4 protein-coding genes are annotated in these 17,629 nt (G+C 40.4%); 1 reads left to right on the plus strand and 3 read right to left on the minus strand.

The genetic code is table 11. The features are described from left to right. The first annotated feature begins 24 nt into the window (after positions 1-24). Positions 25-1,395, plus strand: a complete 1,371-nt coding sequence (hisS, locus tag ISU00_RS13465; protein ID WP_228851192.1) for a histidine--tRNA ligase — start codon at positions 25-27, stop codon at positions 1,393-1,395. A gap of 54 nt (positions 1,396-1,449) precedes the next feature. Here hisS and ISU00_RS13470 read toward each other — a convergent pair whose 3' ends face one another. The 3 genes from ISU00_RS13470 to ISU00_RS13480 form a co-directional block, all read right to left on the minus strand. Continuing rightward, positions 1,450-4,215: a LamG-like jellyroll fold domain-containing protein gene (locus ISU00_RS13470; RefSeq protein WP_228851193.1), complete on the minus strand. Its 2,766-nt coding sequence runs from the start codon at positions 4,213-4,215 to the stop codon at positions 1,450-1,452. 33 nt (positions 4,216-4,248) lie between these two features. After that, the gene (locus ISU00_RS13475) at positions 4,249-5,040 is read right to left on the minus strand and encodes a T9SS type A sorting domain-containing protein (protein ID WP_228851194.1); all 792 of its coding nucleotides are present in this window, start codon (positions 5,038-5,040) and stop codon (positions 4,249-4,251) included. A gap of 172 nt (positions 5,041-5,212) precedes the next feature. Beyond that, complete coding sequence (locus ISU00_RS13480) at positions 5,213-17,350, minus strand: LamG-like jellyroll fold domain-containing protein (protein WP_228851195.1); 12,138 nt, start codon at positions 17,348-17,350, stop codon at positions 5,213-5,215. Between the last annotated feature and the right edge of the window lie 279 nt (positions 17,351-17,629).

Below are 17,629 nucleotides of genomic sequence, written 5' to 3' on the forward strand. Positions count from 1 at the left end.
TTTTGCAGCGAAAATTGAATTAAGATGGCAGCTAAACCTTCCGTTCCAAAGGGTACCAGAGATTTTGGACCTATTGAAGTGTCTAAAAGAAATTATATCATTGAAACAATAAAATCGAATTTCAAAAAATATGGTTTTCAACCAATTGAAACACCAAGTTTTGAAAATTATGAAACCCTAATGGGGAAATATGGTGAGGAAGGGGATCGTTTAATTTTCAAAATATTGAATTCAGGAGATTATTTATCAAAAGTCCCAGAAGATCAATATGTCAAACGAGACAGTAATCAACTTATACCTTTTATCTCTGAAAAAGCGTTGCGCTATGATCTCACGGTTCCATTCGCTCGCTATGTTGTTCAGCATCAAAATGAAATCGATTTTCCATTCAAACGTTATCAAATTCAACCTGTTTGGCGTGCTGACCGCCCACAAAAAGGACGATTTAGAGAGTTTTTTCAGTGTGATGCGGATGTGGTTGGTTCCAATTCCTTATGGCAGGAGGTTGAATTTATTCAATTGTATGACGACGTATTTTCATCATTAGGTCTTGAAGGTTGTACGATAAAAATAAATAATCGAAAAATTCTATCGGGAATAGCCGAGATAATGGGGGCTCAGGACAAATTGATTGATTTTACAGTTGCCTTGGATAAGTTGGATAAAATAGGTAAAGAAAAGGTGGAAGCCGAAATGCTTTCCAAGGGTATCGGTTCTCAAAGCATTGAAAAATTGACTCCACTCTTTAACTTATCTGGTGATTTTTCAGACAAGTTAGATCAACTAAGAAAACTTTTGTCAATTTCAGAGATTGGAATTCAAGGGGTTAATGAATTAGCCTTTATTGATGGTGCTTTTGAAAAGTTAAATCTCAAGTCTTCCAAATTAGTGTTGGATGTGACTTTGGCAAGAGGACTTAATTATTATACAGGTGCCATTTTCGAAGTCTCCGCCCCAGAAGGAGTTCAGCTTGGATCTATAGGCGGTGGTGGTCGTTATGATGATTTAACAGGTATATTTGGTTTAAAAGATCTAAGTGGTATAGGCATAAGTTTCGGGTTGGATCGAATTTATTTAGCCATAGAACAACTTGACATATTTCCCATTACCGTCACTGAAACTACCAAAGTACTTTTTGTAAATTTCGGTCAAAAGGAAGCTATGAAAGCCATGCAGGCAATTTCACTCATGCGTTCTAATGGAATTTCATCGGAGTTATTTCCGGATGATAAAAAACCAAACAAGCAATTGGCTTATGCCGATAAAAGGAATATTCCTTATGTAATTTTATTGGGAGATGAGGAATTGAAAGCAGGTAAGTATACCCTTAAAATTATGAAAACGGGTGAACAACAAACTCTTACAATCGAAGAACTCATAAAAGTTTTAAAATAAAAAATCCCGGCTTTAGGCCGGGATTTAATGTAGGTTAAGAATAAGATTTGGGGTTTATTTAACTAGAACTTTCTTCGATACCGAACCGCTTGCGGTATTGATTTTTAGAACGTAAGTTCCGCTACTTAAACTCTTAACTACATATTCAGATGTAACCGCTTCTGAAATATTTTCTATATGGTAGGCAGATTGTCCGAGAAGATTAACTAACTCAAGACTTTTAACTGTTATGTTTTCAGGATTATGAAGAACAATGCTTTCGTTTGTATTATAAAAATAGGCGTTAAGTTTTTCTGAAATAGGATCAATAATTTCTTCAATCTCTAATGTTTGGTTAGAACTTAGTGTAATTTCAAATTGATTTAAATGTTCACCTTTATCTAATAGAATTTCTAATTTACCATCCCTTAAATTGAAATATGTGTCATTTATAATGTCATGTAAATAAACATTTTGGGCGTTTGTAAAATTCTCCAATCCATCAAGTTGAAAAGTGTATAAACCACCAGTTCCGGCCCTTATTCCAATTGGAAATTTTGCTGAACTACTTTCATCATTAGAACCTTGTATTACAAAACTTTTGTCATCAATTATCCAGAACATATCATCCTTGTTATTGTCCTTTAGCATACCGTCATATCCCCAATCAATTGAAGGAGTCGTATTTTCATCAATGGTCAATAATATCTGTCTTCTCAAAGTGCTCGGTGAATAAAAACCTAACCTAATTTTTTTGCGATTATCTTCTGTAATTAAATCTCCAGAGTTAGACCGGGTGCGCATAAATTGTGAGTTAGATCCTTCTTTTTGAAAAATCCGTTGGCCATTATTAAAATTTATTTGACCACCGTTACCTTCAGCGTAAACAAAAAATCCTTGGCTTATAGGGATATATCTTCCAGGAGTCTTGGTTGGAGTACCACCTGTTGCAACAAGTGGATCATTAGTTCCCATGGCTGATACTGCCACACCACCAGACAGGTTGTAGGTTGCATAGCCGCCTTGGTACTCACTAAGATAGTGAGAAGCTCCACCCCAGTGCTCCCAAAAATAAAGGGTTCCAGAAATAGAGCCGGTATTGTTTAAAGCTGGACTGTTATCAATGATAAATTGATTTGCATCTAAGGCAGAAGGATATGGATTTCCAACTAAATAATCGTTTCCTTGGTTCACTGTTAAGTTGATATCACCATTGTTTGGTTTTCCTCGAAACACATAATTCTGAAGATCGCTTATTGCACCAGTACCTGGGCCTTTCATTGTAAATCCCTCACCTGGTGTAAGTGTTCCTGTACTTCTTACATGCTGCCATTCAGAATAGGTATTGTGAGTTCTATTGTCATATTTCCAAATCCAATAATCAGCAATACCAATAGGGGAAGTGGCCGTACCATCATATCCTGTTGTTAAGAAATTTATAGGACTACCACCATCGAGCAAAATATCTTTTACGGTGTAGCTATTATTGTTGGTGGCTGCATTTTGAATTCCCACAGGGCTAGACCAATAATTATAGGTGTATCTGTCTGCCGTACCTTGTTGATCTCTCTCTAAAGTGCCACCACTAGTAGGGTCGAAATCACTTCCAATAGGCTGAATCAGTTGAGATTCTCCTTCTAAATCCAATCTTGCTGTAGAGCTTACCTTTCCAATAGATAGATAATGGGTAATATTTAAGCCATACCCAATTTTGGCTGTATTATTACCGACAATAGTTAATCTACGTTCATTGACAGCTAGAGCCAAAAGAGATCGTGTGTCTTTGTTAATATGACTATTACTCATGAAAATGTTGTCGGAAGTTTCAACAATGTTCCAATCAACTGTTATATCTGAATCTACGATAGAGTTTTCTCCTGGAATTGTTTGATAATCTCCATTTTCCCAGGTTCTATAATCATCCCAAGTTCCAGTTGAGGTTGATTTATAGGGTAGAGGCGCACTTTGTGTTTCTAGAGCAACTGAATTGACTAATTTTCCATGAAATTTATTACTAGATTCATCCTTCACTTGTGAAGCACTGAACTCCGTCATAGGAAAATAGGCTTCCAAACTAGACCAACTAAGCGTTGACACATCATTCTTTGCTGGAGTAAAATTATTGCTTATAAAGAATGAACCGGCCACAAAATTTGTGTCTTCTTCAATTTGCTGATTCATCATAAAATGCAGTTGATCTGTTGATAAGGCCACATTCCAAAAACGCACTTCGTCAATGGATCCGGCATAAAAATTTGAAGGACTATCCTCTCCAGAAGCGCCAATAAATAAATCCCAATCTGCATTATCAGGTCTATCCATCACAAATGCCGAATCTAACACGCCATCTATGTAAATAGAGGTCAATGAACCTTCATAAATAATAGCTATTTCATGCCAAATAGAATAGGGAAGAACCGTTTTGGATGTAATACTTTCAAACGAACCATTACTCCACCAACTGATTTGAAGTTGGTTTGAACCATTTAGTCCGAAATCAAATCCTTCGGTAAATGCGGCATTTCTTCTTGCAATTATACTTGAATTAGCAGATCCGAATTCAGGTTTAATCCAAGCGGTTACCGTAAAATTATCCTGATTAAGGTAAAATTTCTTAAATACATTGATGTAAGCAGAATTAAGAGGATCAAACGAAACGGAGCCTGTTAAACCCATGACAGGTGGTACCATTGCATTGTTAGCCTCTGAAATAAACTCACTGTTTATTCCATTTGGATTCTGTAGCGAAGATATATCGCTAGGCATAATATTTTCTTGAGCAATGATCTTTAAGCTATGGAATGCCAATAGCAGAATTAAAAAAAGTAGATATTTTTTCATAAGCGGCGGTTTGATTACATATTCTCTGGCGGTTTAATCCGAGAGTGCAATAGATTTGGTTATATGGCTGCCATTATTATAAATAATTGAAAGCAAATAGGTCTTAGTTCTAAGGTTGTTTGTAGGAATAATTATCTTGGAATTATTGTTACCCGTAAATTTTTGAATGAGTTTACCAGAAAAATCGTAGAGTGAAACAATTTTTAAAATATTATCAGAGCCAGGTGAAACTGTCAATTCCTGTGAATATTTATTATAACTCAACTGAAAGTCATTGGTTGAAATCTCTTTATTTGAAAGTAAGTTTGAGCTGTTTATAACATTTAAATCATTTGAAAAAGCAATATAGAATCGATCCAAATATTCCCCCGACTCAATTTCAGTTGACATATCTTTTTCATTGATTTGATAGAATTCATCAAGTAAAGCATCGTAGATATAAACCGGGATCTCACTTTCGAAGTTCTCAAGGGCTTTCAACCTAATTTTAATAGGGCCTGAATCGCTCATAAACATTCCAAAAGGATAAATCTTTGAAGTTTCAAAATGACCAACGCCTTGTACAGTAAACCTGTAATTTTCAATCATAAAATTCAGGTCATTTGGCCGTGGATCAATGGTGAATGAATCATAACCAACATCAATACCATCGGTAGCGGTGTCATTTTTGGTGAATCCAAGTAACAAGGGTCTCACTAATCCATCGGGTGCATGAAATTCAATCCTTACTCTTTGTACTGAAAAAGAGTATGCTTTCGTGCTGCAAAATATTGAGGCTGAAATGCTTATTAAAAAAGCAAAACATAAGTAGGTAATTTTATTCATAGTTAGGGGCTTAGAATAAATATTAGTTTGATTTGGGACTCAAATATAGAATTATATTTTAAAAATATCCATAAAATGCAAAAAAAATCGATAAAGTGTATAATTTTTAATTTTCGAACATAAAAAAAGCGGCTAGAAAATTGGCCGCTTAGTTTAATTTATATTGGTGGGTTTAATCAATAATTACCTTTTTATTTATAATGCCTTTGTTGGTAACTAACTTTATAATGTAATTGCCCGAAGCCGCTTGTTTCACTGGGATTCTAAACTCATTCACCATGTTTGGTAAGTTGGTAGAATTCCAATCCTTGACCGTTTGACCAATGATATTTATAAGATAAATTTGTTTTGCATAAACATCTTCAGGCATTTGAACATAAATTTCATGAGAGTCACTTAAGAAATTAACTATAACTGATTCAACGTTAGAATTGTCAATTTTCTCATTTTTCTTTTGATCTTTAGTAAAGGTTACATAAAATCTATCGTTATATTCACCTGCTTCCAAAACAATCTGAAGGTCTTTATCTTTAATATCAAAGTAAGTATCATTTAACACATCGTGAATGTATACTTCTGGAATGACTTCAAAATTTTCAAATTTTTCTATGGATATTTTTAATTTCTGCGTTTTTCCAACAACTAGATAAAGGGGATAGCGTTTGGTAACTTCAAATTCTCCAACTCCTTGTGTTGAATATGTTTGGTCATCAATGGACCATAATAAATCACTTTCATTGATACCAAGGCTAGGAGCATCATAAGCATTATTGAAGGAATCATCTGCTTTGTTATTGGGGATAAATCCTAGCAATAAGGGTCTTATATAATTCTTTTCATTTGTAAATTTCAAACGGATTCTTTGGATAATATTATCATTTGTATCATTATCTATCGAATTATTCTTATTACTAACTCTTAGAAATTGTGATGTATTGTCACTGGTGGTACCTTCTTGTTCAGGGAAAAATACCCGCTGGTCATTTCTAAAATCTACAAAATCTACGTCACTACTTCCGTTTACCCAGTCTGAATAAACGAAAAATCCTTGTCCCACCGGTATATATCTACCCGGTGTTTTGTTAGGTGTACCGTCACCACTGATTAAATTAGAGTTATAAGTGGCCGCATCGTTACCGCCTGTTAAATTATAGGTTGCATATCCACCTTGGTAGAGAGAGAGCCAATGAGAGTCATTATCAATATAATGTTCCCAAAAGAACAATGTGCCCCACATCGACCCTGTAGTATCAGGATTTCCTCCATACTCAGTCTGTATATTGTCAAATATGAATTCATCTGCATCAATGGCAGAAAGGTATGGGTTTCCAACTACCATTAAATTTTGAAACCCTAAGTCAACGGCAATTTCGGCATTATTAGGTTTACCTTTATATGTGTAATAATGTTGACCATTTGTTCCATCGGGCCCACTACCTTTCATGGTATGTCCTAAACCAATTTTAAATGCTGTATTCTCAGTGATTTGCTGCCACTGATAATAATCTAACCATTCATCAGCGTTCCAACCATAATTATCATAAATGTTGAGCCAATAACGTGGCTTTTGAAGATTAGGATAAGTTCCGAAAGCATCATATCCGCCTATCCAAGTTATAGATACTGGAGGATTTCCGGCATCATAGTTAATGCCGTCGTAAAATACATCCTGAATTGAAGAATTCACATTATTGGCATTGGTGTTAATTTTTGACACTGGAAATGCAAAATAATTATAGTTATACATATTTGTATTACCGTATCGCACCTTGGTAGCATGCCCTTCGCTGGAAGTATCCAAAGTACTTTCACTGAATTGATCTCCCAGGATATTGCTTGGATCCAAAACGTCAGTAACAATTGGTCCATGAAGGTTATTTGGATAATGTAAATAATATTTCTTCTGCACCAGCTGAGACTCACCAATCAAATCCATTGTGCCATCAAGCTTTAAATAATGGGTAATCCATAAACCTCTACCTGCATTAGTTTCATTGTATGGAGAGCCTTCCCTGAAAACAGTAACGTTGCCTACAGGTCCAGGATTATCAAGATCCTCAATTGCAGATAATCCCAGTACGGTAGTTATATTATCACTGTCTGATGAGTTTGGATCATCCTCATTTAAATCTACATCATGATAAATTTTTACAATATTCCAATCTATTTGGTTCCCATTAATACCAGCACTATTAGGAGCATCCCACACATCAGGATGAGCCCAAGTATTTATGTTATACCAATCACCATTTTGTTTGGTATAATAAGGTAAAGGAGCCGTTTCATCTTGAACTGTGATAATGTTAACCAATTTTCCATCTATTCCAGATCCATTATTAGGGTATAAATAGCCATTAGCAACATCTCCTCCAGTTAATTGGTTCATTTGGTAATAGGAAACTAGATTACTCCAACTTAAAACTCCATTATTTGCAACATTTGGTATATTCAATGGAATTTCATCTCCCATAACTCCTCCATTGTCATGGATCTGCTGGTTCATCATATGGCGTATTTGTCTATGATTGAGGGCTACATTCCAGATTCTTAATTCATCCATCCAGCCTTTAAAATGGTTGGTTGGAGCGTCAGGGTTTGGACGGTCCATTGCACCAAGTAAAAATTTCTCGTTACCATCGGTACTAGTCGGTAAATTTCCTCCAGACGTTGCCATTAATATTCCGTCTACATATAATTTATAATTGGATCCGTCAAAAGATACTGCTGTATGATACCATCTATTGGTACCAATAGTTCCTGCTGTAAGTGAATTAAGGTTATTGTCCCATCTAAATTTTAAATTACCTCCTTCAAGAACCAAATCATAACCGCCTGCAGCGAGATCTGTTGCATTTCTTTTTGAATAAAGGGTTTGAGTAGAAAAGGTTGGATTTTCATGATTTTTAATCCAAAGTTCAATCGTAAATTGTCTAGGATTTGTTTGAAATAATGGACTGTCGATAAAATCGAAATCATCACCATACCTAACATAATCATTAAACCCATCAAAATCTAGGGTAGAACATGAGTTCAGAAACACTTCAACTGTATCGCTACATAATGTACTGCCATCAGTATCTAAAATAGTCCAAACGAAGGTATAATTGCCAGCAGGTCCATTTACAAGTGCTTCAGGATTATTCTTGTCTGATACCACACCTAGATCCTGTAAATCTTGTGCAGATAAATTAACCCAGTCATAGCCAGTATTTGCAGGTCCAGAACTGATGGTCCATTCACCTAATATATTGGTTGGTCGATAATCCTTGTAATATGTATCGTTCACGGCATCATAATAGGCATAAGGATCACTTGAATCACTCAAATCCCAACTACCATCACCGGCCCCATCATTTTCATCGAAGTCAATTAGACCGAATTTTTCCTCAACCGGAATAAGATCCCAATCGCCATTATCTACTAATTCTTTATAATTTTGGTAAGGTGATTTAAAGTTGTCATAAGCCTTTAAATTAATTCCACCACCACAGTTGATAGGATCTGCCGCTCTTGCAGCTCCGGCTTGGGCATAATATACGGTTAGAGGAACAATTTCAACACTATTAGGATTTTCACAGCCATCAACTACGGCTCTTACGTTATAATCTTGTAGACCAGGAGTTTGAGGTGTTGCAACAACCTGATTAGTGTTTGTAATTGGCTCAACGGTTATACCATATTGATTTCTCCATTCTACAAAGGCTGTACCATCATTGCCAGGTAAACTCATGCCTTCTATAGCCCATGAACTTCCGCAATTTCTAACCATTGTGAATCGAATTCTCAGGTTGTCATATAATCTATAAGCATTCAAGTCAATTTGTACTGTATTAAAATCGGTATAACTCGCCGTGCCACTATTTACAGTATTGCTTGTATCTCCTGAACCAACAATAATGGAACTAGTTCTATGATTATGACCTGATTCTGGATTTTGGGTTACAAATTCACTGTCAAGGAATGGCTGATATGTTGTACCTCCGTCAGTGGAAATTTCAATAATAGCGGCTGAAGGAGGGGCAGCCTCATATTGGCCAGAATTTTCATCCGTTTCACAGCTTGTCATGGCACCGGTTAAACTAAAGGATTCCAAATATTCAAACATTGGATCGTCTATACCATTCAGATTAAATATGGGAGTTTCTAAGGTTGTAACCCGCAAATCTTTATTCGTAAATCCATTATAATCAGTATCGTAGGTATCGTCAGGGAAAATGTCACCATAAGCTTCATAAATTATTGGGTGCTTGTCACCGGTACCAGTAGTATTATAATAACCTGCGGTTATACCAAATTTACCACGATCTTCGTAAGGATTAGGATTGTCGTTATTATAGGTAATGCCATAATATGTTTTATCGGGGTTGGTAACCGACCAGTTATTTGGACAAAAGGCACAGTTTCCTGAGGCAGATAATTTTCCTAAATCATCATCCACCAACCAACTGCTCCAATCATTTGTATTTAATTGGCCCTGATCAAAACCACCAGAATAATTAAGCTGGTCACCCCCATAATTAATAGTCGAAGACAATGTAGACGACCCTCCCAAACAGTATTCTGTCGGGGCGGCTTGAACGGGTTCGGGCTCTAAATCCTCTGGGCTAACCACTGCTACATAAGCAACATCAGAGTATTGTAATCCACAAGCTCCAGTAGCTGATGAGGTGTCAAAATCAAAAACAATTCGGTAAGCTCTTGAGTCTGGAATGTCACCAACTGCATAAGAGGTTAAACCTTCAGTTCCGCTAATCGGTTGCCAAGTACTTCCGGGGGCCAGTATTTCCCATCGAAGGATAAATTGAGAATTAATATTGCCAATTAAATCCAAAGTAACGTCAGGGTCATCATAACAAACAACAACACCACTACCCGTGCCTGAATTTCCTATAGTCGAAGTTCCAACAATTTCATAATCACTAGGATCTAAGAAAGGTTGAATTGAGATGGTTTCAGTATGTAAATCTCCCAAACATCCATTTGGTCCCGCCTCGGCAGGAATCGTATAGGTAATGTCATATTTAACTTCTTCGTTTCCGTCGAAGGACACAGTAATTTCTCCTGTATTCGTATCGATGGTGGCATAATTAGTTCCATTTGATGATACTATAGAATATGTTCCGCCAGAATCGGGTGCATTTGTTACCTGAATTGAGGTAATACTTCCACAATAAAATTCCTGGGAATAAGAAAATTCAGCTTCTGGGTTCGGACTAACAGTTAAGTTGAAGTTATCTGATTGTAAAGGAGGACAAATACTACTTGGTCCATTAATAACAAAATAATAATCTCCAGGATCATTGGTGTCATCAACATCATTAAAGGTATAATCTAAGGTAGTAATACCAGAATTAATGGTTCCGGTTAATCCAGAATCTAAAGGAGTACCAATGCCAACCTTATACAGGTCAAAAGTTCCAATTGAACCTGAGGCTATAATTGTAACAGAAACATCATTTGTGCCACCCCCTAAACAAACTTCTATATCAGTAGGTTGTGTGGTAATACTTATTGTTTGATTCACATTTAAAGTTACCTCGTTGGAAGTTTTTACAGAACATAAACCGCTATTTCCAGAAACAACAACATAATATGCGCCAGCATCGCTCAGGGAAGCTGAATTAATTGCTAAGACATTAGAATTAGATCCAACTGCGACATCATCTGAAAATCCATCCGCAACATCACCTTTATACCATTGATAAGATAGAGGTTCATCGCCAACGGCAACAACACTCAGTTCAGCATATTCTCCTGCACAGACTCCAACATTTTGTGGTTGGGTAGTAATGACTACTTTGTCAATAATTGTTAGTGTCATTATTTGTGAAACTGCAATACAAGGTCCTGTACCATCTGGGTCATTTGTTGTATATTGTAAAGTAACCGTTCCGGCATTTGCATCTGCCTGATTAGGAGTATATTGGTCACCGGTTAAGGTTCCGGAAGCGGTTAACTTGGTCCATGTTCCACTAGTCGCTGAGCCACCAAAACTTCCTAATAAGGTAATTGTTTCATCTTGACAAGCCGTTTGGTCCTGCACACCATTTATGGTCGCTGCAGGATTAATGGTAAGTACCATGGTGGTGCTTGCGGCCTCACAGGCTTCAGCTCCATCCGGATCATTTGTGGTATATGTTAAATTTACTATACCAGCAGTAATATCACCGGATCCCGGGGTGTAATCTGCACTTACATTTACACCGCTATTGGAAATATTAGTAAACGCACCGTCTCCATCTGTGGTCCATTCTCCAGAATTCGCAATAGCGGCACCACCCACACTAGTAGATAATGACGCTATTTCTCCCTCGCATATTGTTTGAGGCGTTAAATTTGCTACTGTTGCTTTAGGATTGATAGTAACTACCATTGAAGCACTCACCTCACCGCAAGGACTATTTGAATCTGTTGTAGTAAATGTTAAGGTTACATTTTGCTTGCCCAAATCACCGGGATCAGGTGTGTATATGGCAGTTGGTGAAGTAACGTCAGAGAAACTTCCTGGACCAGAATTGGTACTCCAAACTCCAGAGGAAATAACATTAGTGTCACTGAATTGAGCATTTAATTGAACTGTGTCATCCGAACAAATGGTTACGTCAGCCAGACCAGATATAAAGGGAATAGGAGTGACAGTTACAATGGCAGAACCAGTTAAACTTTGCGTGCAATTTAAATCACTATTCCATGCTACATCAACTAAGGTATAGGTTGTGGTTTCAGATAAATCTCCTGTATCAATATTGGCCTCTCCATTACTATCTAATGGTATTGTAGCAGTGGTGGGTGTACCTCCATTATCAATTTCATATGTAACGGTGGAATTTGGTTCACCGTTACGTATTTCTATGGTAGTTCCGGTATTCTCACATATTTCAGAATCAACAGATGAAATTGTAACATCATCATCTAGGATATAAATGTACATAGTATCAAATGCACCACCACAATCACCACCTGGATCAATAGTTTGGATATCAATTTTTATAACATCGCCAGGTTGGACATCATCTGGAAGCGTATATGGCCCATTAACGTGAGTGCCATGATTTCCAGCATTTGGAAATGATCCCCCAGCATTATTGTCATCCCACCACCAATGGCTATTTTTATTTGGGTTTATGGCTCCTCCACCAACATATCCACTTAAAGGAACTGAAACCGTAGAAGCACAAATATATTGATCAGGCCCTGCGTCCGCTTGTGCATCTGCACCTACCGTAATATCTAAAGTTGAACTTGTAGAGGTCCCACATACATTATTAGCGGTAACGGATAATATGCCACTTGTGGAGTTTCCAGAAACATCAATAGAAATAGTATTGGTCCCTTGCCCAGTAATTGTAAAACCTGTTCCTGAGTAAGACCAGGTATACGATTGGATGTTAGGATCAGCCGGACCTATTGTATATACTCTATTTGTAACTGGTGGACAAAGTGAAGTTTCTCCTGTTGGAATAGGAGGAGTAGCCGGAGCTATAAACTCATTTACCACTACCGAATTTGAACTTGTAACAGCTTGACCATTTGTACAAATATCAGAATCGGGTGTCATCACCACATAAACTTCATTACCGTCCGCCAGAGTAGAAATATCTAAGGTGGAAGAATTTGTTCCAACAGCTACGTCATTTGCAGTTCCATCTTCTGGATCACCAACATACCATTGATAGGAAGGGGAAGTTCCTCCATTTGTTGGAGTAGCAGTAAAGGATACCTCTATTCCATCGCAAATATCCATTGGACTTGATTGGTCGATTACTACTGACTGAGGTAATAGAGGGTTAACAGTTATAATAAATGAATCGATATTATAACAAGTTCCGTATGAGGAACGAACCCAATATTCAGCAGTGGAGGTTGGAGACACGTTAGTGTTTCCTCCAGTTAATTCATTAGTATTATTTTCTGCATCATTCAAGGAATTGAAATAACTTAGATTTGGGCCGTCGGTATCTGATTTAGTCGTTAATTCAAAACTTTCTCCTAAACATATTTCTATATCCTCTCCGGCATCAACTATAGGTAATGCATCTATCGAAATTAGAATATCTTCGGTTATAAAGCAACCTTCAATTGTTTCGGTTCGAACATAATACGTGGTTTCCGAAGTTGGACTAACGTTACTGTCAGAAAGTGCATTTGTTCCATCTTCAGCATCAGACAAAGTTGAGTGAAACGTAACTGTATTTCCAGGACTTATGGCTAAGGTATTTAGATCAATACTAGTTTGACTATCTGCACAAACTGATCCATCTAATACTGCTGAATCAAATACAGGCAAAGGATTTACCGTAATTTGAATGTTATTAGAAATTGCCAATAATGGATCTGGACATTGTACACTTGGTCCTGGAGTAACAACAAGATAAAATATATCGCCATCTTGAAGGTTTTCCGTCAAATCATCCCCATATACAAATGAATTAACAGTGGCTATTGAAATATCGTCGTCATTTGAAGGGTCTCCGTCTAATTTATCATCCTTAGATCCAACTACTTTAAACCATTCAAATTCTGGATTAGTACCGGTATTAAGGGTTTGTGCCGATATATTAGATAGGTTAATTGATTCTCCTTCACAAATAGTGTTAGTGGAAACTTGAGCAACAACAGAAGGAACTGCTGGGGTATTGGTTGTAATTGTTACAACATTACTTTCAGCCTCACAGGCAAATGTATTACTTGTTATTGTTAATTTAACTTTTGTGTTATTGGTAACTGGAGTAGGCAAGGGAAATTCATCTACATCAATACCATCAAGAGCTAATTCATACCCATTTCCATCTACATCATCAACATACCATCTATAGTAAAGGTTTGAACCTGCATTTGATACAGTTGAGGTAAAATCAACTGGCACATTAGAACAAAATACAGTTTGATCTGTACTTATTGAAACATTGGCATTTTGGCTAGCATCTGTTACAGTAACTGTAGCCGTACAAGTGCTTTCATTTCCATTCCCATCATTAATGGTCAATGTAACTTCATTGTCGCCTATATCATCGCAATCAAAGGTGCTAGGTAAAACACTTACTAAGTTTACGGTTCCGCAATTATCCGTTGAACCATTATTAATTTGATCAGGAGTTATTGAAGCATTTCCACTACTGTCTAATTGTATAGAAATATCTTGGCAAATTGCTGTTGGCGGGGTAGCGTCGCCCCCTGTGTTCGAATAAGTCTGTCCCGGAAGGTCGTTTCCGTTTGCGTCTGATACGGTGAATGTATATTCCACGGTCCATGCGTCGTCCGTCCCGGTCACGTTGGTTCCCGTAAGTGTTGCGCTCACGGCCCCTCCGCAGTTGTCGGTATATCCCTGGATGGCAAGTGCTGGGTCGAATGCCGCGGCAGTGCCTGCGTCTGCGCTACATGCGTCGGTTCCTGTTGTGCCCGCATAGGCGGTCCCGGTCAGCGATGGCGGGGTAGCGTCGCCCCCTGTGTTCGAATAAGTCTGTCCCGGAAGGTCGTTTCCGTTTGCGTCTGATACGGTGAATGTATATTCCACGGTCCATGCGTCGTCCGTCCCGGTCACGTTGGTTCCCGTAAGTGTTGCGCTCACGGCCCCTCCGCAGTTGTCGGTATATCCCTGGATGGCAAGTGCTGGGTCGAATGCCGCGGCAGTGCCTGCGTCTGCGCTACATGCGTCGGTTCCTGTTGTGCCCGCATAGGCGGTCCCGGTCAGCGATGGCGGGGTAGCGTCGCCCCCTGTGTTCGAATAAGTCTGTCCCGGAAGGTCGTTTCCGTTTGCGTCTGATACGGTGAATGTATATTCCACGGTCCATGCGTCGTCCGTCCCGGTCACGTTGGTTCCCGTAAGTGTTGCGCTCACGGCCCCTCCGCAGTTGTCGGTATATCCCTGGATGGCAAGTGCTGGGTCGAATGCCGCGGCAGTGCCTGCGTCTGCGCTACATGCGTCGGTTCCTGTTGTGCCCGCATAGGCGGTCCCGGTCAGCGATGGCGGGGTAGCGTCGCCCCCTGTGTTCGAATAAGTCTGTCCCGGAAGGTCGTTTCCGTTTGCGTCTGATACGGTGAATGTATATTCCACGGTCCATGCGTCGTCCGTCCCGGTCACGTTGGTTCCCGTAAGTGTTGCGCTCACGGCCCCTCCGCAGTTGTCGGTATATCCCTGGATGGCAAGTGCTGGGTCGAATGCCGCGGCAGTGCCTGCGTCTGCGCTACATGCGTCGGTTCCTGTTGTGCCCGCATAGGCGGTCCCGGTCAGCGATGGCGGGGTAGCGTCGCCCCCTGTGTTCGAATAAGTCTGTCCCGGAAGGTCGTTTCCGTTTGCGTCTGATACGGTGAATGTATATTCCACGGTCCATGCGTCGTCCGTCCCGGTCACGTTGGTTCCCGTAAGTGTTGCGCTCACGGCCCCTCCGCAGTTGTCGGTATATCCCTGGATGGCAAGTGCTGGGTCGAATGCCGCGGCAGTGCCTGCGTCTGCGCTACATGCGTCGGTTCCTGTTGTGCCCGCATAGGCGGTCCCGGTCAGCGATGGCGGGGTAGCGTCGCCCCCTGTGTTCGAATAAGTCTGTCCCGGAAGGTCGTTTCCGTTTGCGTCTGATACGGTGAATGTATATTCCACGGTCCATGCGTCGTCCGTCCCGGTCACGTTGGTTCCCGTAAGTGTTGCGCTCACGGCCCCTCCGCAGTTGTCGGTATATCCCTGGATGGCAAGTGCTGGGTCGAATGCCGCGGCAGTGCCTGCGTCTGCGCTACATGCGTCGGTTCCTGTTGTGCCCGCATAGGCGGTCCCGGTCAGCGATGGCGGGGTAGCGTCGCCCCCTGTGTTCGAATAAGTCTGTCCCGGAAGGTCGTTTCCGTTTGCGTCTGATACGGTGAATGTATATTCCACGGTCCATGCGTCGTCCGTCCCGGTCACGTTGGTTCCCGTAAGTGTTGCGCTCACGGCCCCTCCGCAGTTGTCGGTATATCCCTGGATGGCAAGTGCTGGGTCGAATGCCGCGGCAGTGCCTGCGTCTGCGCTACATGCGTCGGTTCCTGTTGTGCCCGCATAGGCGGTCCCGGTCAGCGATGGCGGGGTAGCGTCGCCCCCTGTGTTCGAATAAGTCTGTCCCGGAAGGTCGTTTCCGTTTGCGTCTGATACGGTGAATGTATATTCCACGGTCCATGCGTCGTCCGTCCCGGTCACGTTGGTTCCCGTAAGTGTTGCGCTCACGGCCCCTCCGCAGTTGTCGGTATATCCCTGGATGGCAAGTGCTGGGTCGAATGCCGCGGCAGTGCCTGCGTCTGCGCTACATGCGTCGGTTCCTGTTGTGCCCGCATAGGCGGTCCCGGTCAGCGATGGCGGGGTAGCGTCGCCCCCTGTGTTCGAATAAGTCTGTCCCGGAAGGTCGTTTCCGTTTGCGTCTGATACGGTGAATGTATATTCCACGGTCCATGCGTCGTCCGTCCCGGTCACGTTGGTTCCCGTAAGTGTTGCGCTCACGGCCCCTCCGCAGTTGTCGGTATATCCCTGGATGGCAAGTGCTGGGTCGAATGCCGCGGCAGTGCCTGCGTCTGCGCTACATGCGTCGGTTCCTGTTGTGCCCGCATAGGCGGTCCCGGTCAGCGATGGCGGGGTAGCGTCGCCCCCTGTGTTCGAATAAGTCTGTCCCGGAAGGTCGTTTCCGTTTGCGTCTGATACGGTGAATGTATATTCCACGGTCCATGCGTCGTCCGTCCCGGTCACGTTGGTTCCCGTAAGTGTTGCGCTCACGGCCCCTCCGCAGTTGTCGGTATATCCCTGGATGGCAAGTGCTGGGTCGAATGCCGCGGCAGTGCCTGCGTCTGCGCTACATGCGTCGGTTCCTGTTGTGCCCGCATAGGCGGTCCCGGTCAGCGATGGCGGCAAATTATCAACTACAGTTACAGTTGAAACACAGGAATCACTAGTTGTGTCATTACTATCAGTAACAGTTAAAGTAACGGAGTTTAGTCCTAGGTCAGCACAAGTGAAGTCAGATACATCAATTGATAGCCCATTACCTGTACTGCCATTATCAACTTGAGCCGCAGTAATAGTTGCATTTCCATTAATATCTAAATATATGGTGATATTTTGACATAATGCAATGGCAACCAATGGGGTTGCTAAATTATTTTTGGTAATTTCAAAAACCCCAGAAGCTGAAACACTTTCAGAATTAGATAATTGCTGTTTAGTATCATTATCAATAACCCCAACCAAACTTGCATCTAGCGGAATTATTTTTGGGTTTTGCTCCAAAGGGGAGGTGCTACTGTTTCCAATAGCAATGAAGAGAAGAACGACAAGTAGGAATAAGTAATTTTTCTTCATATTATTTTGAGTTAGGGCTTTCTATAACACTAAAACCTCATTGATTTTAGTTTAAAAAATCATGAGGGACTGACTTTAATTAATTTTAATGCTATTAATCGTTTAATGAGGGAGTTGTAAAATTATCAGTAGCCCCGTGCCATAACAAATATTATCGTTGAAATACCGTTTTAGTCTTTATAAACCGTTAAAGTGAGTTATCGGGTTAATTTCAAGATTTCGATTAAAGACTAATCGGATACAAACGAAAAAAGGCTGCCAATTGGCAGCCTTTAAATA

The sequence above is a fragment of the Aegicerativicinus sediminis genome (assembly GCF_015476115.1).
GTDB lineage: Bacteria > Bacteroidota > Bacteroidia > Flavobacteriales > Flavobacteriaceae > Aegicerativicinus > Aegicerativicinus sediminis.

Coding starts and splice junctions, on each gene's coding strand:
- hisS (WP_228851192.1), top strand. CDS start 25: ATGGCAGCTAAACCTTCCGTTCCAAAGGGTACCAGAGATTTTGGACCT.
- ISU00_RS13470 (WP_228851193.1), bottom strand. CDS start 4,215: ATGAAAAAATATCTACTTTTTTTAATTCTGCTATTGGCATTCCATAGC.
- ISU00_RS13475 (WP_228851194.1), bottom strand. CDS start 5,040: ATGAATAAAATTACCTACTTATGTTTTGCTTTTTTAATAAGCATTTCA.
- ISU00_RS13480 (WP_228851195.1), bottom strand. CDS start 17,350: ATGAAGAAAAATTACTTATTCCTACTTGTCGTTCTTCTCTTCATTGCT.